The following is a 22,376-nucleotide window of genomic DNA, read 5'->3' on the forward strand; positions in this document are numbered from 1 at the left end:
ATGGACTACATCACACAGATCATTGACCCACCGCCCTCGCGCACCCAGCTGTTGCTCGACGGCGTACGCGCCTTGCGCAAGCCCAAGCTCGACGGTGCGCCGCTGTTGCCCAACGAGCGTCTGGTGCGTTCGGCGGTGGCATTGTCTGGCGCCGACATCGACGCTTATGGGCGTGCTTGTGGGTTCCGGCGCGAGCAGGGGGTGCCGCTGTCGTACCCCCATGTGCTGGCGTTCCCCCTGCACCTGATGGTGTTGACCCGTCCGAGTTTCCCGTACCCGGCCAGCGGCATGGTGCACCTGGCCAACCGCATCCGGCAGCACCAGCGCCTGCATGAAGGCCAGGCGCTGCGCCTGGAAGTCTTTTGCGAACGCTGGGTGGCCCATGCCAAGGGCCAGGCGCTGAGCATCGCCACCCGCGCCTACAGCAACGGCGCCCTGGCGTGGGAAAGCGACAGCCTGTACCTGCGCCGCGAGGTCAAAGACCCGGTGGGCGAGCCGTGGGGTGACGCCCTGCCGTTGCAGGAAGAAGGCCTGCTGCGCACCCAGCGCTGGATGCTGCCCGCCGACCTGGGGCGGCGGTTTGCCAGGGTCTCGGGGGACTTCAACCCGATCCACACCTCACTGATCGGCGCCAGGCTCTTCGGCTTTCGTCGTGCCATCGCCCATGGCATGTGGACCCTCAGCCGTGCATTGGCCGCTCAACAACCGCCCGGTGGCCTGGATCAGGCCCAGGCCCATTGCGACTTCAAGCTGCCGATCTTTCTGCCCGGCCAGGTCGCCCTATGGCAACACCCCGTGAGCGGCCCGCGCCGCGAATTCGAAGTGCGCAATTTCGCCGGCGACAAACCGCATATGCGCGGGCTATTTGTCTGGAATGAGAACCCTACATGAGTGACTACAGCTTCAACCCGGCCCCGACCCGCCGCGTGGCGATCATCGGCGGCAACCGCATCCCGTTTGCCCGTTCCAACACGGTATACGCCCACGACAGCAACCAGGATCTGCTGGTGGCTGCGCTGCAAGGCCTGGTCGACCGCTACAACCTCCACGGCCAGCGCCTGGGCGAGTTCGCTGCCGGCGCGGTGATCAAGCATTCGCGGGATTTCAACCTCGCGCGTGAGTCGCTGCTGTCGACCACCTTGTCCCCGCAGACCCCGGCCTACGACGTGCAACAAGCCTGCGGTACCGGTCTGGAAGCGGCCTTGCTGGTGGCGAATAAAATCGCCCTCGGCCAGATCGAAGTCGGCATTGCCGGCGGCGCCGATACCACTTCCGACGCGCCCATCGGCATCAATGAGTCCCTGCGCCACACCTTGCTCGCGGCCAACCGTGCCAAGGGCATGGGCGACAAGTTGAAGGCGCTGCTGAAGGTGCGCCCGTCGATGTTTTTCAAGCCGCTGCTGCCGCGCAATGGCGAGCCGCGCACCGGCTTGTCCATGGGCGAGCATTGCGAAGAAATGGCCAAGCGCTGGCAGATCAAGCGCCTGGCCCAGGATGAGCTGACCCTCACCAGTCACCAACGCCTGGATGCCGCGTACAAACGCGGTTTCTTCGACGACCTGATCAGCCCCCATCGCGGCCTGGCGCGGGACAACAACCTGCGCGCCGACGCCAGCCTGGAGAAACTCGCCGGGCTGTCCCCGGCCTACGACCGCCAGAACGGCACTCTCACGGCGGGCAACTCCACGCCACTGACGGATGGCGCCTCGGTGGTGCTGTTGGCCAGCGAAGAATGGGCGGCAGCCAATGGCTGGCCGGTGTTGGCCTACCTGCGCACGGGCGAGACGGCGGCGGTGAATTTTGTCGACGGCACCGAAGGCTTGTTGATGGCGCCGGCCTATGCGGTGCCACGCATGCTCAAGCGCGAAGGCCTGAGCTTCGCCGACTTCGATTTCTTCGAGATCCACGAAGCCTTTGCCGCCCAGGTGCTGTGTACGCTCAAGGCCTGGGAGGACGCCGAGTATTGCCGCGAGCGTCTAGGCTTGGAGGCGCCACTGGGTGCCATCGACCGCGCCAAAATGAACGTCAACGGTGGCTCCCTGGGCTGCGGCCACCCGTTTGCCGCCACCGGAGGCCGGCAATTGGCGACCTTGGCCAAGGCCATCCATGAACGCGGGGGTGGACGCGGCCTGATTTCCATCTGCGCGGCGGGCGGGCTGGGCATTACCGCCATCGTCGAAAAGTAGCTCTATCAAAAACAACAACAAGGAGACTGCCATGAACGCTATCAGCCTGGAACAGACCGAACGGGTCTGGTTGAACGCTTACCTGCCCGGCGTCCCGGCGGACATCGATGCCGGTATCGAAGACTACCCATCGTTGCGCGAGGTGTTCCTGGAGCACCTGGAAAAATTCCGCGAGCGGGTCGCCTACGTCAGTATCGGCACGGAAATGACCTACGCCGACTGGCACGTGCAGGGCGTTGCGTTTGCCGCCTGGCTGCAAGGCCAGGGCGTCAAGAAGGGCGACCGCGTGGCGTTGATGATGCCCAACTGCTTGCAGTACCCGATCTGCCTGCTGGGCACCCTCCTGGCCGGCGCGGTGGTGGTCAACGTCAACCCGTTGTACACCGCCCATGAGCTCAAGCATTTGCTCAAGGACAGCGGCGCCGAAACCGTGGTGATCTTCGAAAACTTCGCCCACACCCTGGAAAAAGTCATCGCCGGCAGCAGCGTCAAGCGCGTGGTGGTGGCGGCCATCGGCGACTTGCTCGGCACCTTCAAGGGCGCGGCGATGAACTTCATCCTGCGCCGCGTGCAAAAGCAGGTGCCGGCGTTCAACCTGCGTGGCTCGGTGCGTTTCAACCAGGTACTTAAACAGGGGCGGGCGCTCAACCACTTCCCGGTCGCCATGGCGCTCGACGACCTGGCCTTCCTGCAATACACCGGCGGCACCACGGGGGATGCCAAGGGCGTGATGCTCAGCCACCGCAATATCATCGCCAACCTGCTGCAAGCCAAGGCCTGGGTCGGTGATCAACTCGACCAGGACAAGCAGGAAACCAACGTCACCCTGCTGCCGCTGTACCACATCTTTTCCCTGACGGTGAACTGCCTGATGTTCATGTGCCTGGGCGGGCGCAACATCCTCATTGCCAACCCCCGTGATGTGAAACGGGTGCAGATGATCCTGCGCAAGGAGCGTTTCAATGGCATCGCCGGGGTCAATACGTTGTTCAACGGCCTGCTGGAGAATAAGGAGTTCTGCGCGCGGGACTTTTCCGACCTGCGCATGGTGATCGCGGGCGGCATGGCCACGCACACGGCGGTGGCCAAGCGCTGGAAGGAAGTCACCGGCCTGCCGATCATCGAAGGCTATGGCCTGACCGAATGCTCGCCGGTGGTGAGCATCAGCCCCATCGACATCTCACGCATGCGCGAGATGGAGTTCACCGGCAGCATCGGCGTGCCGCTGCCGTCGACCTGGGTACGCTTCATGCGGGAAGACGGCGAACTGGCCGATATCGGCGAACAAGGCGAACTGCAAGTGCGCGGTCCGCAGGTGATGCAGGGCTACTGGAAACGGCCGAACGAAACCGCCGAAGTGCTGGACGCCGAGGGGTGGTTGTCGACCGGTGATATCGGCGTGATGGATGAGCGCGGCTATATCCGCCTGGTGGACCGCAAGAAAGACATGATCCTGGTCTCGGGCTTCAACGTGTACCCCAATGAAATCGAGGATGTGGTGGCGCTGCACCCCGGCGTCGGCGAAGTCGCGGCGATCGGCGTGGAGGACGGCGTGACCGGCGAGAGGGTCAAGATCATCGTGGTACGCAAGGACCCGAACCTGACCCAGGAACAGCTCCTGGCCCATTGCCGGGAATACCTGACGGGCTACAAGGTGCCCAGGTATGTGGAGTTTCGCAGCACCGAGTTGCCCAAGACCACGGTGGGTAAAGTACTGCGCCGAGCGTTACGCTGATTCAAATGTGTGTACGTGATCTAGAAATGTGTAGGTGATCTAACAGGATGCAGGTGATCTAAATGTGGGAGGGGGCTTGCCCCTGATGGCCATGGGTATCTACACAATTTCCAGTGGTCTGTGGCGAGGGAGCTTGGTCCCGTGGCGGCCTTCGGGCCGACGCCACAACAAGCCCGCTCGCCACAGGAGGCCGTGGGGCCGCCCACATTTTGCTCAGCGTTGCGTCAGTTGGATCTGCGCCCTGGCCTGTTTCACCACGTTCTCTGTAGTAAACCCGAACTTCTCCTGCAACTTCGCCAGCGGTGCCGACGCGCCGAAGCTGTTCATCACCACCTTGGCGCCGGTCTGGCCGACATAGCGATCCCAGCCCAGGGGGCCGGCCTGTTCCACCACGACCCTGGCCTTCACGGCCGGCGGCAGCACGCTGTCGCGATAAGCCTGGTCCTGGTCTTCGAACAGCTCCCAACTGGGCATTGAAACCACTTGCGCGGCAATCCCTTCAGCCTTGAGTTGTTCATAAGCCTCCACGGCAAGGCTGACTTCACTGCCCGTCGCGATCAGGATGACATCCGGCGCTTCAGCCCCCGCCAACACATACGCGCCTTTGGCCGCGCCGGACGCCGCCGCATATTTACTGCGATCCAGCGTCGGCAGTGGCTGTCTCGACAACACCACGCAGCTCGGCCGATGGGTTTGCGCCAGGGCGACTTTCCACAGCTCCAGGGTTTCATTGGCGTCACCCGGGCGCAGGGTCAGCAACCCCGGCGTGGCGCGCAGTTGGGTCAGATGCTCGATGGGCTGGTGGGTCGGGCCGTCTTCACCGACGCCGATCGAGTCATGGGTAAACACGAATATCACCGGCAATTCCATGATCGCCGCCAGGCGGATCGGCGGTTTCATGTAGTCGCTGAACACCAGGAATGTCGAGGTATACGGCCGCAAATACGACAGCGCCATGCCATTGGCAATCGCGCCCATGGCGTGTTCGCGGATGCCGAAATGCAGGTTGCGCCCGCTGTAGTCGTCGGCACTGAAACGCCCGGCACCGTCGAAGGTGAGGTTGGTCTTGGTCGACGGCGACAAGTCCGCCGAGCCGCCGAGCAGCCAGGGGATTTGCTGGGCAAACGCATTCAATACTTCGCCGCCGGCGGCACGGCTGGCGATGCCCTTGGCATCGCTGTCGAAGTGGGGCAAGTGCTTCTGCCAGTGTTCCGGCATTTGCCCGGCACGCATGCGGTGCAATTCGTCGGCCAGCTCGGGCTCATACTGTTCGAGCAGCGAAAGGTGTTCGAGCCATTTTTCATACAGTGGCTCGCTGCGCTCAAGCAACGCATCACGCAACGCCGTGCAGGCTTCATCGGGTACCAGGAAGCTTGCATCCTGTGGCCAGCCATAGGCGGCCTTGGTCAGGCGGATTTCCTCCTCACCCAAGGGTTCACCATGGGCGGCGGCGGTGTTGTGCTTATGGGGCGAGCCATAGCCGATCACACTGTCGACCACGATCAGGGTCGGCGCGCCCCGGTTGCAATGGAAGGTCTCCAGGGCATTGGTCAGGGCTTGCAAGTCATTGGCATCGGTCACGTGCAGGGTATGCCAGCCATAGGCCTGGAAGCGCTTGATCACGTCTTCGCTGAATGCCAGCTCAGTGTGGCCCTCGATGCTGATGGTGTTGTTGTCATAGATCCAGCACAGCTTGTCCAGCTTCAAATGCCCGGCCATCGATGCCGCTTCGCCACTGATGCCCTCCATCATGTCGCCGTCGCCGCACAAGGTGTACACGTTGTAATCGAACAGTGTCTTTTCTTCGCGATTGAAGCGCGTGGCCAGCCAGCGCTCGGCCATTGCCATCCCGACGCTGTTGGCGCAGCCCTGGCCCAGGGGGCCGGTGGTGGTCTCGACCCCGGTGGTCATACGGTATTCCGGGTGCCCAGGGGTCTTGGAGCCCGCCTGCCGAAACTGCTTGATATCGTCCAGACTGATCGCGGCGTGCCCGGTACGCTTGCCCTCGGCGTCCATCTCCACCACGCCCGCCAAGTGCAGCAATGAATACAGCAACATCGATGCATGGCCGACGGATAACACAAAGCGGTCACGGCCAGGCCAGTCGGGGTGCTGGGGGTGATAGCGCAGGAAGCGGCTCCACAAGGTATACCCGACCGGCGCCAGGCCCATGGGCGTGCCCGGATGGCCGGAGTTGGCCTTTTGAACGGCGTCCATGGCCAGGGTACGAAGGGTGTTGATGCATTGGGTGTCGACAGCGCTGGCAGCTTGATTCATGAACCGGTCTCCCTCAAGTGGCGATCTACAGTGGAGGGCAGGGCGCGGCAAAGGTTTGATCCCATTGCCCAGGTTGCGACGAACGGGACTGGTTTGCCGGCAAACATGACAAGACCCCTTGGAATGGGCTAGCTTCAAGGGCGTAGCCATTGATCAACTTGCGGAGGTAGGCCATGCCAGTGAAACACGACCTGTATCAGGACTTGGGGTTGAGCAAGGACGAAGTCGACGGGCGCCGGGCACAAAACGCCCGTTTGAACGCGCTGTTTGATAAATACAACAATGTTGACGAATTGGTGGTGAGCGCTGAAAAGGCAGCCGGCAGCGATGACGAGATAAAGAAGCTGAAGGAAAGACGCTTGTTGGTTAAAGATGAGATCAAGGATTTGCTGAAGTAACGGGCGATCCGTTCAATGAGGGAGCGAGCCAATCGCTCCCTTGCACATTTTTTCAGAATTGACTGGAAGACATCCCGATCCCCGCTACCTATGATGCCCTCGCCCTCCCGGCTCCGGGGACCGTTGCGGCGCAGGATTGCGCTGATGGGCCGGGGGGGCGCTTAATTTCATGCCAGCAGTGCCTGGGTGCAGGCATCCATCGAACGCTGCTGCGTCTCCTCATACAACTTCAACTCATCAATCGTCTGGCGCCCCAGTGCCTTCTCGAATTCAGCCTGGTTCGAATGAGCCGCGTAGTGACTCTGCGCCGCATCCCCCAGGTTTGATTGAAAGATCCCCGCCGCACTCACCGGCAGAAAATCTTCATATACCAACGGCTCTACCGCCACGTGACCGGCGCTGGCCAATGCTTCCAGCGTGCGCGGCTGGTCGGCCTGGCCGCGTGCCGCCAGGCCCTTGTCGGTGACGAAGTAGCGGAAGTACGCGAGGCCTTGCTCGCGCATCTGCGTGTGGTCATCGGGGAAGGCCTGGAAGTGCTGTTCCATCAATTGCACATAACGCTCGGCGTTGGATTCGTTCGGGAATGCGCCGAGTTCATCGCGGGCAGCGTTCAGCAGTTGGTCGTACAGGGCGCGACCTTTGGGCGTCAGCGCGACGCCGCGTTGTTCAATTTCACCGAAACGCGCGCTGTGGCTGCCTTGGGCGTCGGTGAACGCGATGGCTTCATCGAGGGCCTTGAAGCTAGTCTGGCGCAGCAGGATCGGGCAGCGGCGGCGCGGTGGGCCTTCGATCACTGCCTTGGGGGTAATGCCCTTGCCAGGCATGGCGGCCTGGACCTGGTCGATGTCCAGGGTGCGCGGGGTCAGGTGGTTGATGTGCGGGCCCTTGAACGCCACCACGTCGGCGATCAGGCGGTGCTGGTCGCTGAGTTGCTGGTACTGCGCGGCGGTCACGGTGGCGGTGTGGTGCCAGCGGAAGGTTTCCAGGGCCTCGCGGATGAATGCGTCGGCATCCGCTGCGCCGAGGCCACCGTTCCGTTCCGCTTGCTCGATCAGGGCGAGGGCCGCGGGGGTGAAGATCGAACGCTTGGCCAGGGCGCTTTCAGCGAAGGCGCGCAGGTCGGGATTTTCGATCAGCTCCAGGCGCAGCAGCGAGGTGAACACGCGGAACGGGCTGGTTTGCAGCGCACTTTCATGCACCGCGCGAAACGCGGTGGAGTGCACCGGCACGCCGGCCGGGGTCAGGTCGTAGTAGCCCACCGGCTGCATGCCCATCACCGCGAACAGGCGGCTGATGGTGGCCAGTTCCGCGGCGGTGCCCAGGCGGATGGCACCGTGGCGCTCCATGTCCAGGCGCTGGATTTCCCCGGTGCGCTGCAATTGCTGCGCCAGGCCCGGGTCGCTGTCGAGCACGCGGGCGTTGATCTCGGCCACCAGCGTCATCAGCGCGCCGTACAGCGGAACTTCATCTCGGTACATATCGGACATGGCCTTGGAAAAGCCCTTGCGGATCTCGTCGGGGCTGACATGTGCGGTGGTGTGCATAGAAAAATTCCTGATGGCTATGGCGATGAGGGTGGCCTTTGCCTGGATTTTGTTGAGCGGCAGGCAGGCTTGCAAACGAAGATTCCTCTGGACTTCATTCTGCAAATGAATGAGATGACGTGAATATGACAAAAATCAGCAACGGATAAATTTCATTTTCCAGGGTTTTTCCTAACTAATTCTTCACGGAGTCCGCCCCGGCCGGCGTGAAAGAATCGTCACGTTTGTAAGGATGAAAACGTCATTTCGCACATCGCACATATAAAAAAACATTTAGGGGCCGCAGTTAATGAAAATTTCTACACTGGCGCTGTCGATCACCGCCGCCGTTCTTGCACAACAGGCATACGCCGATGATTTTGGACTCGGTTCCCTGGGAACCGGCAATGGTCATAGCGGCTTTCTCGAAGACAGCCATGCGTCCGTCAGTTCGCGGACCATGTACTACAGCGCGGATAACCGCTCGGGGACCAACAACGATCTGCGCGAAGCCGCGACAGCGCTGCGCTTTGACTACAAATCCGGTTTCACCCAGGGCACCGTTGGTGTGGGTTTTGACGTCATGGCCTTCGGCGCCCTGCGCCTGGACGGTGGCGACGGCCACACTGCGGGCGCCGGCCTGTCGGGTAACGGCAACAGCTTCTTCCCGACCAAGAACAACGGCACCGAGCCTGCCGACTCATTCGGTCGTGCCGCGGGTAACGTGAAATTCCGTATCTCCCAGACCGAGTTGCACGTCGGTGGTGGCTTGGCGCCGATCCTGCCTATCCTGGTGTCGAACGACAGCCGCGTTGCCCCGCAAACCTTTGACGGTGGCATCCTGACCTCGAACGACATTCCCAACGTGACCTTCACCGGTGGTGAGCTGAACCGCGTCGAAGGCCGCGCTTCCAGCAACTCCACGGGCCTGAGCGTGGCCGGTGGGACACGCGACAGTGACAGTTTCAAATTCGGTGGTGTGGACTACAAACCGTTTGGTTCGTCCGATAACGTCATCGCAAAAAACCTGACGCTTCAGTACTACTACGCCCAACTGCAAGACTTCTACAAACAGAACTACGTCGGCCTGGTCCACGTGCTGCCCTTGGGCAATGACCAGTCGTTCAAGACCGACCTGCGCTACTTCGACAGCTCCAGCGACGGCAAGAACGGCGAGACCGGCTATCAGTTCAACAACAACGGCGGCTACGCCAGGCACGCCGGCGAAGTGGACAACAAGACCTACAGTGCGGCGTTCACCTATCAATTGGGCGGCAGCAGCCTGATGCTTGGGCACATTGGTGTGGGGGATGACGGCGGCTTTGTGTGGGTCAACCAGGGCAGCCTTGCCGACCCACAGGCGCAAGGTGCCGGTGGCAGCGACTTCTATCTGTTTACCGATGCGGTGGTTGGCCAGTTCTCCCGTGCGGGCGAGCAGGTCAACTTTGGCCAGTACTCGTATGACTTCAAGGCCTACGTGCCCGGCTTGCGAGCGTCCGTGGCTTACCTGGACGGTTCGGATATCAAGTCGAAGGTTGCCGGTGGCCCTGACCAGAAAGAAAACGAAGCCGACTTCCGTCTGGACTACGTTGTACAGGAAGGTCCTCTGAAAGGCTTCGGTACCACCTTGCGTACCGGTACCTATCACGGCAAGAACACCGGCACCGCCGACCAGGACCAAACCCGCCTGATCTTCAACTACACGTACGCCATCTTCTAAGTCTTCATGTGCCCCGCACGTCGTTGGGTTCTACACTGCTGTGCACCTGGCAGGCGATGGAGGACCCAATGACGGCGACACCCGACACCCGGATACTTGAAACGATTGAAGGCCAGCGCCTGGCGACGCAGAATGCCGAGCGTTGGCGCGAGTGGGGCCCTTACCTGAGCGAACGCCAATGGGGCACGGTGCGCGAAGACTACAGCGCAGACGGCGACGCCTGGGCCTACTTCCCCCATGAACATGCCCGCAGCCGCGCCTACCGGTGGGGCGAGGATGGCCTGGCCGGTTTCAGTGACAGGGCGCAACGCTGGTGCCTGGGCCTGGCGCTGTGGAACGAGCACGACGCCATCCTCAAGGAGCGGCTGTTCGGCCTGAACAATGCCGAGGGCAACCACGGTGAAGACGTCAAGGAACTGTACTTTTTCGTCGACGGCGTACCGAGCCATGCCTATATGCGCATGCTCTACAAATACCCCCATGCTGCCTTTCCCTATGCCGACCTGATCGCCGAAAACGCGCGGCGCGGGTTGGGCGATGCCGAGTATGAAATCCTCGATACCGGCGTGTTTGAAGACAACCACTATTGCGACATCAGCGTCGAATACGCCAAGCACCAGCCCGACGATATTTTCATGCGCGTCACCGTGCACAACCGCTGCGACCAACCGACACGCCTGCACGTGCTGCCGCAGGTATGGGCACGCAATGACTGGAGCTGGACCTTGGGTGCGCCCAAGCCAAGGTTGACGCTGGACGGTGACCGTGTGCTGGCCCGTCATCATGAGCTGGATGACCGGCATCTCAGTGCCTGGGGCCGGAATGGCGTCGAATGGGTGTTTTGTGAGAACGAGACCAACGTTTCCAAGCTGGACGGACAATCGGCGGCGGGGCCATTCAAGGACGGCATCAATGATTACGTCGTGAATGCTGTGCAATCAGCGATCCGCCGCGACTCGGGCACCAAGGTGGCCGCGCGTTTCATCCTCGAACTGGCAGGGCTGGAAAGCCAGACCCTCTACCTGCGTTTTGCGCCCACGGATGCGCCCGAGGTCAACGCCCGCAAGCTGTTCGAGCTGCGTCGTCAGGAGGCCGACAACTTCTATGCCGCCTTGCAACATGGCATTACCGATGAAGACGCGCGCAACGTGCAGCGCCAGGCCCTGGCCGGGTTGCTGTGGTCCAAGCAGCTGTACTATTTCGACGTGAACCAATGGCTCGACGGCGACCCGGCCCAACCCGCGCCGCCGCCCGAGCGCTTGCATATCCGCAATACCCATTGGCGGCACCTGTCCAACTTCGACATCCTCTCCATGCCCGACACCTGGGAATACCCGTGGTACGCCTCCTGGGACCAGGGCTTTCAGGCAGTGGCCATGGCGTTGATCGATCCGGGGTATGCCAAGCAGCAGTTGTTGTTGCTGGTGAAGGACCGCTTCATGCACCCCAACGGCCAGTTGCCGGCCTACGAATGGCGCTTTGATGATGCCAACCCACCGGTGCATGCCTGGGCCAGCTGGCGCGTGTATCAGCAGGACAAGGCACTGAGCGGCGTCGGTGACATGGACTTCCTGGAACGGATCTTCCACAAGCTGCTGTTGAATTTTTCCTGGTGGGTCAACCGCAAGGATGCCGAGGGGCGCAACCTGTTCCAGGGTGGGTTCCTGGGGTTGGACAATATCGCCTTGTTCGATCGCTCGGCCACGCTGCCGCCGGGTTACCAGTTGGATCAGGCCGATGGTACGGCATGGGTGGCCGCTTATGCGCTGGACCTGATGCGGATCGCGCTGGAGCTGGCCAAGCGCAATGGGGTGTACGTAGACATCGCGGTGAAATTTTTCGAGCACTTCCTGTATATCGCCGGTGCCATCAACCGTGTCGATGACAGCGCCGAGGGCCTGTGGGATGAGCAGGACCTGTTCTTCTACGACGTGCTGCACCGCCCCGACGGCCAGAACGAACCGGTGCGCCTGCGCTCCATCGTTGGCCTGATGCCGTTGTTCGCCGTGCTGGTGCTGGAGCAGCGTGAGCATGAGGGCCTCGAAGGCTTGCGCGAGCGCTTGCTGGGTTTCATGCGCCATCGGCCGGACCTGGCCAAGCTGGTGTCGCGCTGGAATGAACCGGGGCAGGGCAATCGGCTGTTGCTGGCGTTGCTGCGCGGTGAGCGTACCAAGGACCTGCTGCGGCGCATGCTGGATGACGATGAATTTCTCTCGCCGTTTGGCGTGCGCTCCTTGTCCAAGGCGTTCGCCGAACAACCCCTGGCATTGAAGATGAATGGCAACACGCTGTGCGCCCGTTACCAGGCGGGCGAATCCGATTCACGCTTGTATGGCGGCAACTCCAACTGGCGCGGGCCGTTGTGGATGCCGGTGAACTACATGCTGATCGAATCGCTGCGCGAATTTCATCGGTACTACGCGGATAACTTCTCGGTGGAGTACCCGACGGGCAGTGGTTACCTGTCATCCCTGGAGGACGTCGCCGACAGCCTCAGCCAGCGGCTGACGCGCTTGTTTCTGCGTGACGAAAACGGTTCGCGGCCCTCGATGGTCGGGTACGCGCAGCTGGAGGCGGACCCGGCCAGCCGTGACCTGGTGTTGTTCCATGAGTATTTTCATGGCGAAACCGGGCGTGGGTTGGGCGCGTCCCATCAGACGGGGTGGAGTGCGTTGGTGGCGCTACTGCTGCAACCCAGAAACTAAATACCACCGCAGACCCAATGTGGGAGGGGGCTTGCCCCCGATAGCGGTGTGACAGTCAACTGAGAGGCGACTGACACACCGCTATCGGGAGCAAGCCCACTCCCACAGGGATTCAAGATTGCCCGTGAATCAGGAAGGGAACAGCTCGCTCAGCTTCATGGCCAGCATCATGTCGCCTTCGGTACGCAGCTTGCCGCTCATGAAGGCCTGCATGCCGTCGGTGGAGCCGTCGACGATGCCTTTCATGGTTTCTCCGTCCATGACCAGGGTCACTTGGGCCTCAGGGTTTTCGCCTTCCAGCAGTTCGCAGGTGTTGTTTTTCACCACCAGCGAGAAGTTCTGGGTGTCGTCGATACGGAAACCGAATACCAGGTCCAGGCCGTTGGCGGCGTCTGGGTTGAATTTGGCTTTCATTGCTTCTACGGCTTTAGCTACTTCAGTCATGGTTTCGATCCTTTAGGGTAGAGTCCAGTGACCTTGGGGTCACGGTGGGCCACAACTCATCGGAAGGTGATGAGCTGCGGCGCCTTCAACAGTTGCAAGTGGGTATGACTGTTGAAGGAAGCCAGTGCCACCTCGCGCCCGCGGAATTTCAGCTGGTTGAGCGAGGTGTTAACAATTTGCCAGTTCAGTTCGAACGCCTGGGCAGCAGGCATCCGGGTAATCAGGTGGAGCAGGGCGGTGATGGTGCCGCCGGAGGTGAACACGGCGATCTTCTGCGTGTTGTCCGCGGCTTCAAGAATGCGTTGCAGGCCTCCCTGGACGCGCTCCACGAAGCCCAACCAGCTTTCCAGCCCCGGCGTGTCATAGGTGCCGGCCAGCCAGCGCTCGATGATCAGGGCGAAGATGCGTTGGAACTCGCTGCGGTTCTGTGCGGCGTTGCGCAGGATTTCCAGGGCGTCGGGTTCGCTGCCGAGCAGGTCGGGCAGCAGGGCACGGATGATCGCGTCGGCGTCGAATTCGTTGAAGGCGCTGTCGGTTTCCACAGCAGGGACAGGCAGGCCGAGGGTGCTGTATTGATCGAAGGCAGCAGTGGCCGTGTGCTGTTGGCGGCGCAGGTCGCCGGCTATGCAGCGGTCGAACACCAGGCCCATGTCTGCCAGGTGGCGACCGAGTACTTGCGCCTGCTCCACGCCGACGGGCGACAGCACGTCATAGTCGTCTGCACCGAAGGAGGCTTGGCCATGTCGAATCAGATAGATGCTGCCCACGTCCGTTTTCCCGGTACGTTGAAAGTCTGGCGAGGTTATGAGGATGGCTTCGAGCTGTCAATGAAAAAACATACGCTTGTTTTAAAAGTGCGTTAGAGCACCGCGCTGCTGGCGGTTTGAGCACTGGCTCCCCGGTGGTCCCGTCGGTATGCTTGGGCAATCAGCGCCTGGCGCAGTGCATTTTTAAGGAGACACATGGATTTTCTGGCTGAATACGCAAGCTTTCTGGCGAAGACCGTCACCCTGGTGGTCGCGATCCTGGTGGTACTGATCAGCTTCGCGGCACTGCGCAGCAAAGGCCGTCGCAAGTCCGCCGGCCAGTTGCACGTCAGCAAACTGAATGATTTCTACAAGGGGTTGCGTGAGCGCCTGGAGTCGACCCTGCTCGACAAGGACCAGCTCAAAGCCCTGCGCAAGTCCGAAAGCAAAGCCGAAAAGAAGAAGGGCAAGAAGGCCCCTGAGGCCAAGCCACGGGTATTCGTGCTGGATTTCGACGGCGACATCAAGGCCTCGGCCACCGAGAGCCTGCGCCATGAAATCACCGCATTGCTGAGCCTGGCCACGCCCAAGGACGAAGTGGTACTGCGCCTGGAAAGCGGCGGCGGCATGGTACACAGCTACGGCCTGGCGTCGTCGCAACTGGCGCGGATTCGCCAGGCGGGCGTGCCGTTGACCGTGTGCATCGACAAGGTTGCGGCCAGCGGCGGCTACATGATGGCGTGCATCGGCGAGAAGATCATCAGCGCCCCCTTTGCCATCCTTGGCTCCATCGGGGTGGTGGCGCAGTTGCCCAACGTCAACCGCCTGCTGAAAAAGCACGACATAGACTTTGAAGTACTGACCGCCGGCGAATACAAGCGCACCCTCACCGTGTTTGGCGAAAACACCGAGAAGGGCCGCGAGAAGTTCCAGGAAGACCTGGACATCACCCATCAGTTGTTCAAGAACTTCGTGTCGCGCTATCGCCCGCAACTGGCGATTGATGAAGTGGCGACCGGAGAGGTGTGGCTGGGTGTTGCCGCGCTCGACAAGCAGTTGGTCGACGAGCTGCAAACCAGCGACGAATACCTGGCGACCAAGGCCAAGACGGCCGAGGTGTTCCACTTGCACTACGCCGAGCGCAAGAGCCTGCAAGAACGCGTCGGCCTGGCCGCCAGCGGCTCGGTGGACCGTGTGCTGCTGACCTGGTGGAACCGCCTGACCCAGCAACGTTTCTGGTAAGCCTCTTAGGGGATAGGTAATACCTGTGGGAGGGGGCTTGCCCCCGATGGCGGTGGTTCAGTCACAGTTGCATTTACTGACACACCCTCATCGGCGGCAAGCCCCTCCCACATTCAGTTCGGTGTGGGTATCGGCTTGCGCATCAACCTTCCTACCACCAGCGCCCCGAGCAGCCCCAATAACCCTGCCACCCACAACACCTTGCTGAACCCACCCACAAACGCCTGCCGCGCCAGCGGTTGCACCGCCGCCCGTGCCGCCTCCGGCAACCGGCCCAACGCCGCTGACATATCCCCGGCCACCACCCGTGAAGCAATGTCGGCTGCCTGGCCTTGCCACTGTTCGTCGAGGCTGGCGCGCAACAACTGTTCGCTATGGCTGTTCAACAGCGCCCCGTACACGCCGATCGCCAGCATGATCGCGCTGAACCGCATGGTGGTGCTCATGCCCGAGGCCATCCCCGCGCGATCCCTCGGTACGCAGGCCATGATGTTTTTCTGTGTGTCGCCATTGAGGAACCCTGCTCCCGCGCCGGTGACCGCAATGGCCAGGGCGAAGGGCAGGTAGCCGCCCACATTCACCGCCCACGCGCTCAACAGGTTGCCGCTGCCGACCAGCGTCAAGCCGGCCGCCATCATCGTCGCCGGCGCAAAGCGGCCTGCCAGGCGCGCACCGATGCGTGGGCAAATCAGCATGGTCAGGGCAAATGGCAACATGCCCAGGCCCGAGGCAATGGCGGAGAACCCCAGGCCGTTTTGCAGGTAAAACGGTAGCAGCGTCATCATCACCTGGGCGCAGCCGGCATAGGCGAACATGCCCAGCAAGGCGCCAATAAAGCGCGGGTGACGCAGCAGTTGCAGGTCGACCATCGGCCGCCGCTGCACGCGCTCGACCCACACAAACACGCCCAGCAACAGTGCGCCAGCGCTCAGGCGCGCAAAGGTCAGCGGATTGTCCCAGCCGATGCGGTTGGCCTCGATCAAACCCCAGATCAAGCACAGCAGGCTGGCACTGAAGGCCAGGCTGCCCCATGGGTCGAGCCGTGCCGACTGGGTGTCGCGAGATTCCGGGATGACACGCAGCACCAAGGCCATCAGCCCCAGGCCCACGGGCAGGTTCAGGTAGAAGATCCAGCGCCAGCCCAAGTACTCGGTGATCAGCCCGCCGAGGGTCGGCGCGGCGGTCATCGCCACGCCCATGCACGCCCCCCAGAACGCCCAGGCCTTGGCGCGTTCTCCTTCATCGTGGAACGTGTGGCCGATGGACGCCAGGGCCGAGGTCAGCAACAGCGCCGCGCCGACGCCTTTCAGTGCGCGGGCGATATCGAGGAACAGCGCGTTGGGTGCGGCGCCGCAGCCGAGGGAGGCCAGGATGAAAATGCCCAGGCCCCAGACCAGGGTTTTCTTGCGCCCGAAACGGTCGGCAACGCTGCCTGCCGGCAACAAGAGGGCGGCGAAAGCCAGCATATAGGCGCTGACCACCCACTCGATATCGGCAAAGTTCGCCCCCAGGTCACGGGCGATGCTCGGCAGGGTCACGGCGACGATATTGGTGTCGAGCACGATCAGCGAACAGACGCCAGAGGCGGTCAGTAACGTGAGGCGCTGGCTGGCCGGTTTCATTATGAAATTACCTTACGGGTAATATGGAAATAGCAGTTGACGGGCATCGCAAGGTCTCTCTAGTGTTGATCTGCTGCAAGATTATCTGCGCCACGCAATGGTCTTGTTAGCCGTTGTGGAGCACTTTGTTACCTTTGAGCTAATCCTGTGATGGAAATACGCCACTTTCGCTACTTCCTGGCGGTTGCCCGGCAGCGCAATTTCACCCGCGCCGCCGAGCAACTGGGCATCGCGCCACCGACGTTGAGCCGGCAGATCCAGGACATGGAAACCAGCCTGGGCACGCGCCTGTTCATTCGCCGGCAGCGCGAAGTGAGCCTGACCGAGGCCGGTTCCGCCTTGCTGGGCGAGGCCGAAGCCACCGTGCGCCAGTTCGAATTTGCCCAGCGCAACGCCCAGCGTGCCGGGCGTGGGGAGATCGGCCACCTCGAGTTGGGTTACGTCGCTTCGGCGGTGTATTCGGGGTTATTGCAGCGGCAAATGCAGGCGTTCAGCCAAACGTTTCCCGATGTGAGCGTGAATGTGCGCGAATGCCCCATGGCCACCTTGCCAAGTGCGGTGGCCGATGGACGCTATGACATTGGCTATATCCGCTCGCCGATGCCCCTGCCCGAAGGGGTCGAGGCGGTGCGCCTGGACAGTGAGGGCTTTGTGTTGGCGCTGCCCCAGGCTTCCTGGCTGCTGGGGCTCAAGGCCATCGGCTGCGAACACCTGCAAAACGAGACGTTTATCCTGCCGGAGCAGATCAGCGGCACCTTGCAAGTGGCGGCGCAAGGCGGCTACGCGCCGCGCCTGGGGCCACAGCCCGGTGGGTTGGTTGCGGTGTTGGCGTTAGTGTCGTTGGGCCAGGGTGTCGCGGTGGTGCCGACATCGGTGATGGGGCATGTGAGTTTGCCGGGCGTGGTGTACCGCAGCATCCAGGGCAGTGATGCGTCGTCGTGGCTGTCATTGATTCACCGGCGCTTTGAGCAGGCGCCGGCGGTGGCGCGGTATGTCCAGCAGGTCAAGCACTCAGTCGCGGCTGCACCGAGTCCGCCAGGCGCGTAAGGATCAGGCAGCACGACACCGCCCCGGCATCCAGCACGCCCAGTGAGCGCTCGCCCAAGCGACTGGCGCGGCCGATCTTCGCCACCAGGTCCTTGGTCGAATCGCGCCCTTGGGACGCGGCGGCTTTCATTGCCTCGAGCGCATCGTTGAAGGACGACCCCGCGGCATGCGCCTGCTCGAACGCTTCGACCGCCGGGATCAAGGTGTCCATCAGGCATTTGTCGCCCACGCCGGCTTCAGTGATGTCCTGCAACGAGGTCAGGCCGCCGCGCAGCAAGTGGGCGAAGGTGGCCGCGTCAATCTCTTCACAGCCGCGCACTTCGTCGGCCATGCCGATAAACAGGCTGCCGTACAGGGGCCCCATGGAGCCGCCAATCCCTTCCATCAGGCTCAGGGTCAATTCATCCAGTGCTTCGGCCAGGCTCAGTTGGCGACCTTCGATCGTGCGCCCGCAATGGGCAAAGCCCTTGGCCATATTGATGCCGTGGTCGCCATCGCCAATGGCGCCGTCGACTGCGCTGAGGTATTCACGGTTGGCCACGATCACACTGACCAGGTCGGTGACGATGGCGCTGCCATCGCGGGTGGAAAAATGCTGGCTCATGGTTCACTCCGCCTGGGTCATGCCGATGGAGCGGCAGGGTTGGTCGATCAGGGTTTTCAGCTCGGCGTCGAGGCCGAGCAGGGTCAGGGTCACGCCCATCATTTCCAGGGAGGTGAAGTAGTTGCCCACGTAGCAACGGTGGATCTTCAAGCCCTTGGCCGTGAGTTGGCGTTCCACCTCGGCGTAGAAAATGTACAACTCCATCACCGGCGTGGCGCCAAGACCGGAGACCAGCACCACCACACTGTCGTCCTGGCTGAAATCGCGGTCGGCGAGGATCGGCGCGAGCATGCGTTCGGCCATGGCGGCGGCGGATTCGATGGGGATCACTTCGATGCCCGGCTCACCGTGATGGCCGATGCCCAGTTCCATCTGGCCGTCGGGGATCTGGAAGTTCGGCTTGCCCACGGCGGCAATGGTGCACGGCGTGAGGCCGATGCCAATGGAGCGGCAATGGTCGACGGCTTTTTGTGCGACGCGGATCACCCCGTCCAGGTCGTAATGCTGGGCGGCTGCGGCCCCGCCGATCTTCCACATGAAGATTTCCCCGGCCACGCCGCGCCGCTTGGCAATCTCAGCCTTGGGCGCAGAGGCGACGTCGTCGTTGGCGACCACGGTACGGATGCGCATGTCTTTGCTGGCGGCCATTTTCATCGCCAGCTTCACGTTCATGTTGTCGCCGGCATAGTTGCCGTACAGGCAGGCCACGCCCGCGCCGTGGTCGGCGGCGCGGAAGGCATCGAAGAAACTTTTGGCGGTCGGTGAGGAAAAAATCTCACCGACAGCCACGGCGTCGACCAGGCCGGGCCCGACGTAGCCGAGGAAGGCCGGCTCATGGCCCGAGCCGCCGCCCGTGACAATGCCGACGCGGCCTTGCGCCGAAGGCCTGGCTTTGACGATGACCCGTGGATTGGTTTCGTATTGACGCAACTGCGGGTGCGCGACGAGGATGCCGCGCAGCATGTCCTCTACCACTTGGTCTGGATCGTTGATGACTCGATTCATAACGCGGGTTCCTGTGTTCTTGTTCTATGGATTCACAGCCATTCAGTGTGGGAGGTGTGATGTGCCTAAGGTTGCAGTACAACTTTGAGCGACTTGTCGCCACGCTCCATCACCGCAAACGCCTCCTTGAAATCCGCCAGGGCGAACGTGTGGGTCACCACGTCACGCATGTCGATCTTGCGGCTGCCGATAAAGTCGATGGCCCTCGGGTACATATACGGCCCCAGGTGCGAGCCGAGTACATCGAGTTCCTTGCGGTCGCCAATAATCGACCAATCCACCGTGGCCTCGTCGTTGAACACGCTGAACTCAACGAAGCGCCCGAGTTTGCGCAGCATCGCCAGGCCCTGGTTGACGGCCTTGTGATGACCGGTGGCCTCGATATAGATGTCGCAGCCGTAGCCCTCGGTGATCTCGCGGATCTTCGCCAGCACGTCCACCTCGGCGGGGTTCCATACTTCGTCGGCGCCCATGCGTAGGGCGAGGGCGGCGCGTTCGGGTTTCATGTCCAGCACGATCAGCTTTTTCGGGTTGCGCATGCGCACCGCGCCGATGATGCCCAGGCCCAGGGTGCCGGCGCCGGCAACCACCACCACGTCATCGAAATCCACGTTGGCGCGCTCGGCCGCATGCAGCGAGCAGGCCAGCGGTTCGATCAGGATGGCTTCGTCCGGTGCTATCGAATCCGGCACTTTATGGATGATGCCTTCCTTGGTGAAGATCATGTATTGGGCCATGGCCCCCTGCACGTTGTTCTGGAAGCCATACAGGTCATGCTTCTGGCACATCCAGTACTGGCCGTGATTACAGAAACGGCAACCCCAGCACGGCACGATCTGCTCGGAGATCACCCGGTCGCCGACCTTCACTCCGCGTTTCTCTGCGCCGGGGCCGAGGGCGACCACGCGACAGACGAACTCATGCCCGGGAATCATCGGTGGTTTCACATAGCGCGGTTGCTCGGCATCGCCCCAGAATGACGGTGCGCCGCGGTAGGTCTTGATGTCGCCCATGCAAATACCGCACAGCTCGACCTTGGTGAGGATTTCCTCGGGGCCGGGGGTGGGCACCTCGACCGTTTCCAGGCGATAGTCTTCCGGGCCATGGCAGACCACGGCCTGCATGGTTTTCGGGATGCTCGGGGAGAGTTGTTCAGGTGTGCGTTCGATGACGGTGGACATGACAAAACCTCACGACAAAAAATGAATTACTGAATGCTGTAGCCGCCGTCGATCACCATGTTCGCGCCGGTGATCATCTGGGCGGCGTCGCTGAGCAGGTACAACGCCAGCCCGGCGATTTCTTCCGGCTGGGCAAAGCGGCCCGCCGGGATCTGCAATTTGGCCCGCTCACCCACTTCTCCGGCCCACGCCTTCTTGCCCAGGGCGGTCTCGACGATGGTGGGGGAGATGGCGTTGACGGAGATGTGCGGTGCCCATTCCATGGCCAGCACCTTGGTCATGCCGACGATGGCTGCCTTGCTCGCGCAGTAGGCGACATGACGATCCAGGCCGATTACGGCGGCCTGGGAGGCGAGGTTGACGATACGCCCGCGGCCTTGGGCGAGCATGTGCCTGGCGCAGGCCTGGGCCACGAAGAAGCTGGCCTTGAGGTTGATGTCCAGGGTGGTGTCCCAGGCGCTTTCGCTGACATCGACAGCCTTGTCCAGCAGGACGACACCCGCGCTGTTGATCAGGTAGTCCAGGCGCTGGAAGCGTTCGACGACCTGGTCGATGGTGTGTTGCACCTCGCCGATCCGGCTGAGGTCGACGGCAATGCCCAGGTGCCCGGCACCGAGGCTGGCGGCGACGTCGACCACCGCCGGGTCGCGATCCAGCAATGCTACGCGGGCACCACGCTCCACCAGCAGGTTGGCACAGGCCAGGCCGATCCCGGCGGCACCACCGGTGATCACCGCGCAACGGCCGCTGAGGTCGAAGGCTTGGTTCCAGAATCCAGACATGCATGACTCCATTTTTGAATAGGGTGGAGATCAACGTGTGGGAGGGGGCTTGCTCCCGATGGCGGTGTGTCAGTCACCTGATCTACCACTGTTACACCGCCATCGGGAGCAAGCCCCCTCCCACATTTGACAGTATTTCAAGTCAATAACTACTTGCCGCCGCTGACTTGCTTGTACAGCGCATCGGCGTTGGCGTTAGTCACTGGCACCCACGGCAGGATGTAGGTCTTGGCGGTGCCATCACCCCATTTCACGTCCTTGGCATAGCGCTCCCAGATCACCGACTGCGGCTTGTAGTCCTTGCCGGCAAGCGCACGCAGGGCCACGTCCAGGGCGCCTTGGGACTGGGCCTGGGCGTCCTGCAGGAAGGTGGTGACTTCGTCTTTCTTCGCGGCCTGGATCGCATCCGGCATGCCGTCGATGGAGGTGACGGGTACGTCCTTGGAGGTCAAGCCATGGGACTTCAGGGCCTGTACGGCGCCGAGGGCCATGTCGTCGTTCTGCGCGATCACGCCGTTGATGCCTTTGGGGTGAGCGTTGAGCCAGTCTTCAGTCAGTGCCAGGGCCTGGGCGCGGTCCCAGTTGGCGGTCTTTTTCTCGATGATCTTGATGTCGGGGTGTTTGCCCAGCACTTCCAGCTCGCCTTTTTCCCGGTCGATCTGCGCCGACTGGCCAATCGGCCCCTGGATGATCACCACGTTGCCCTTGCCGTTGAGCTTGTCGACCATGGCCTGGGCCTGCAGGCGGCCGCCTTCCACATCATCGTTACCCACGTAAGGGACGGCGGCATCGGCTACTTTCGTATTGGAGGCGATGACCACTACGTCGTTGCTCATGGCCTGTTTCACCGTACCGACGCCGGCCTTGGTGTCGATCGGCACGAACAGGATGGCGTCGTAGTGCTGGGTCACCATGTTTTCGATCTGGTTGTTCTGGGTCAGGGCATCGTAGTTGCCGTCGAATACGGTCAACTGCACGGTGCCATCCTTGACGGCCGGGTGCTCCTTGAGCTCGCGGACCCAGTTCTGCATGAACTGGCCCTTGAGCCCGTAGACAGCAGCGCCGACCTTGTAGGTCTTGCCATCGGCGGCCAGGGCGATACTGCTGGCGAGCAGGGAGAGCGCCGCGACCGCGGCGAAGGGCATACCAATTTTCATGA

General features: G+C 62.1%; 18 protein-coding genes. 8 read left to right on the top strand and 10 right to left on the bottom strand.

What is annotated here, in order from left to right; genetic code table 11:
- The 3 genes from A7317_RS16600 to A7317_RS16610 are packed head-to-tail and all read left to right on the top strand — an operon-like array spanning position 1 to position 3,921.
- Positions 1–891, top strand: coding sequence for a MaoC/PaaZ C-terminal domain-containing protein (locus A7317_RS16600; RefSeq protein WP_069076360.1), 891 nt, complete (start codon positions 1–3; stop codon positions 889–891).
- Entirely contained in the window at positions 888–2,186 is a 1,299-nt protein-coding gene (locus tag A7317_RS16605) for an acetyl-CoA C-acetyltransferase (RefSeq protein WP_069076361.1), read from the top strand. The genes A7317_RS16600 and A7317_RS16605 overlap by 4 nt, the downstream gene beginning before the upstream one ends.
- A gap of 31 nt (positions 2,187–2,217) precedes the next feature.
- Positions 2,218–3,921 (top strand): AMP-binding protein, encoded by a 1,704-nt coding sequence (locus tag A7317_RS16610; RefSeq protein ID WP_024075926.1) that lies wholly within the window; start codon positions 2,218–2,220, stop codon positions 3,919–3,921.
- Positions 3,922–4,134: 213 nt separating this feature from the next.
- On the opposite strand, the gene tkt is transcribed toward A7317_RS16610, so the two are convergent.
- The gene (gene tkt, locus A7317_RS16615; RefSeq protein WP_024075059.1) at positions 4,135–6,198 is read right to left on the bottom strand and encodes a transketolase; all 2,064 of its coding nucleotides are present in this window, start codon (positions 6,196–6,198) and stop codon (positions 4,135–4,137) included.
- Between the two features lie 173 nt (positions 6,199–6,371).
- Between tkt and A7317_RS16620 the strand changes: the two genes are divergently transcribed.
- Positions 6,372–6,596, top strand: a complete 225-nt coding sequence (locus A7317_RS16620) for a YdcH family protein (RefSeq protein WP_069076362.1) — start codon at positions 6,372–6,374, stop codon at positions 6,594–6,596.
- Between the two features lie 167 nt (positions 6,597–6,763).
- Here A7317_RS16620 and A7317_RS16625 read toward each other — a convergent pair whose 3' ends face one another.
- The gene (locus A7317_RS16625; RefSeq protein WP_069076363.1) at positions 6,764–8,140 is read right to left on the bottom strand and encodes a VOC family protein; all 1,377 of its coding nucleotides are present in this window, start codon (positions 8,138–8,140) and stop codon (positions 6,764–6,766) included.
- A 289-nt stretch (positions 8,141–8,429) separates the two neighbouring features.
- On the opposite strand from A7317_RS16625, the gene A7317_RS16630 reads away from it, so the two are divergent.
- Complete coding sequence (locus tag A7317_RS16630; protein ID WP_069076364.1) at positions 8,430–9,839, top strand: OprD family outer membrane porin; 1,410 nt, start codon at positions 8,430–8,432, stop codon at positions 9,837–9,839.
- A 68-nt stretch (positions 9,840–9,907) separates the two neighbouring features.
- Entirely contained in the window at positions 9,908–12,544 is a 2,637-nt protein-coding gene (locus A7317_RS16635; RefSeq protein ID WP_069076365.1) for an MGH1-like glycoside hydrolase domain-containing protein, read from the top strand.
- Positions 12,545–12,673: 129 nt separating this feature from the next.
- Here A7317_RS16635 and A7317_RS16640 read toward each other — a convergent pair whose 3' ends face one another.
- Positions 12,674–12,988: an SCP2 sterol-binding domain-containing protein gene (locus tag A7317_RS16640; RefSeq protein WP_024075065.1), complete on the bottom strand. Its 315-nt coding sequence runs from the start codon at positions 12,986–12,988 to the stop codon at positions 12,674–12,676.
- A gap of 56 nt (positions 12,989–13,044) precedes the next feature.
- A complete protein-coding gene (locus A7317_RS16645; protein WP_024075066.1) occupies positions 13,045–13,755 on the bottom strand; it encodes a histidine phosphatase family protein in 711 nt (236 codons plus the stop codon).
- Positions 13,756–13,950: 195 nt separating this feature from the next.
- On the opposite strand from A7317_RS16645, the gene sohB reads away from it, so the two are divergent.
- Positions 13,951–14,976 (top strand): protease SohB, encoded by a 1,026-nt coding sequence (sohB, locus tag A7317_RS16650; protein ID WP_024075067.1) that lies wholly within the window; start codon positions 13,951–13,953, stop codon positions 14,974–14,976.
- Between the two features lie 113 nt (positions 14,977–15,089).
- On the opposite strand, the gene A7317_RS16655 is transcribed toward sohB, so the two are convergent.
- Positions 15,090–16,598 carry an MFS transporter gene (locus A7317_RS16655; protein ID WP_069076366.1) on the bottom strand — a complete coding sequence of 503 codons (1,509 nt, stop codon included), beginning with the start codon at positions 16,596–16,598 and terminating at the stop codon, positions 15,090–15,092.
- 150 nt (positions 16,599–16,748) lie between these two features.
- Between A7317_RS16655 and A7317_RS16660 the strand changes: the two genes are divergently transcribed.
- Complete coding sequence (locus A7317_RS16660) at positions 16,749–17,645, top strand: LysR family transcriptional regulator (RefSeq protein ID WP_069076367.1); 897 nt, start codon at positions 16,749–16,751, stop codon at positions 17,643–17,645.
- On the opposite strand, the gene dhaL is transcribed toward A7317_RS16660, so the two are convergent.
- From dhaL to A7317_RS16685, 5 genes are all read right to left on the bottom strand, one after another.
- On the bottom strand, positions 17,602–18,249 hold the full coding sequence (dhaL, locus tag A7317_RS16665; protein ID WP_024075070.1) for a dihydroxyacetone kinase subunit DhaL: 648 nt from the start codon (positions 18,247–18,249) through the stop codon (positions 17,602–17,604). The genes A7317_RS16660 and dhaL overlap by 44 nt on opposite strands.
- Positions 18,250–18,252: 3 nt before the next feature.
- Complete coding sequence (locus A7317_RS16670) at positions 18,253–19,254, bottom strand: dihydroxyacetone kinase subunit DhaK (RefSeq protein ID WP_069076368.1); 1,002 nt, start codon at positions 19,252–19,254, stop codon at positions 18,253–18,255.
- A 65-nt stretch (positions 19,255–19,319) separates the two neighbouring features.
- The gene (locus A7317_RS16675; RefSeq protein WP_024075072.1) at positions 19,320–20,435 is read right to left on the bottom strand and encodes an MDR/zinc-dependent alcohol dehydrogenase-like family protein; all 1,116 of its coding nucleotides are present in this window, start codon (positions 20,433–20,435) and stop codon (positions 19,320–19,322) included.
- A 26-nt stretch (positions 20,436–20,461) separates the two neighbouring features.
- A complete protein-coding gene (locus tag A7317_RS16680; RefSeq protein ID WP_069076369.1) occupies positions 20,462–21,217 on the bottom strand; it encodes an SDR family oxidoreductase in 756 nt (251 codons plus the stop codon).
- 149 nt (positions 21,218–21,366) lie between these two features.
- On the bottom strand, positions 21,367–22,374 hold the full coding sequence (locus A7317_RS16685) for a substrate-binding domain-containing protein (RefSeq protein WP_024075074.1): 1,008 nt from the start codon (positions 22,372–22,374) through the stop codon (positions 21,367–21,369).
- Between the last annotated feature and the right edge of the window lie 2 nt (positions 22,375–22,376).

It is taken from the genome of Pseudomonas fluorescens (assembly GCF_001708445.1).
Lineage (GTDB): Bacteria > Pseudomonadota > Gammaproteobacteria > Pseudomonadales > Pseudomonadaceae > Aquipseudomonas > Aquipseudomonas gorinensis.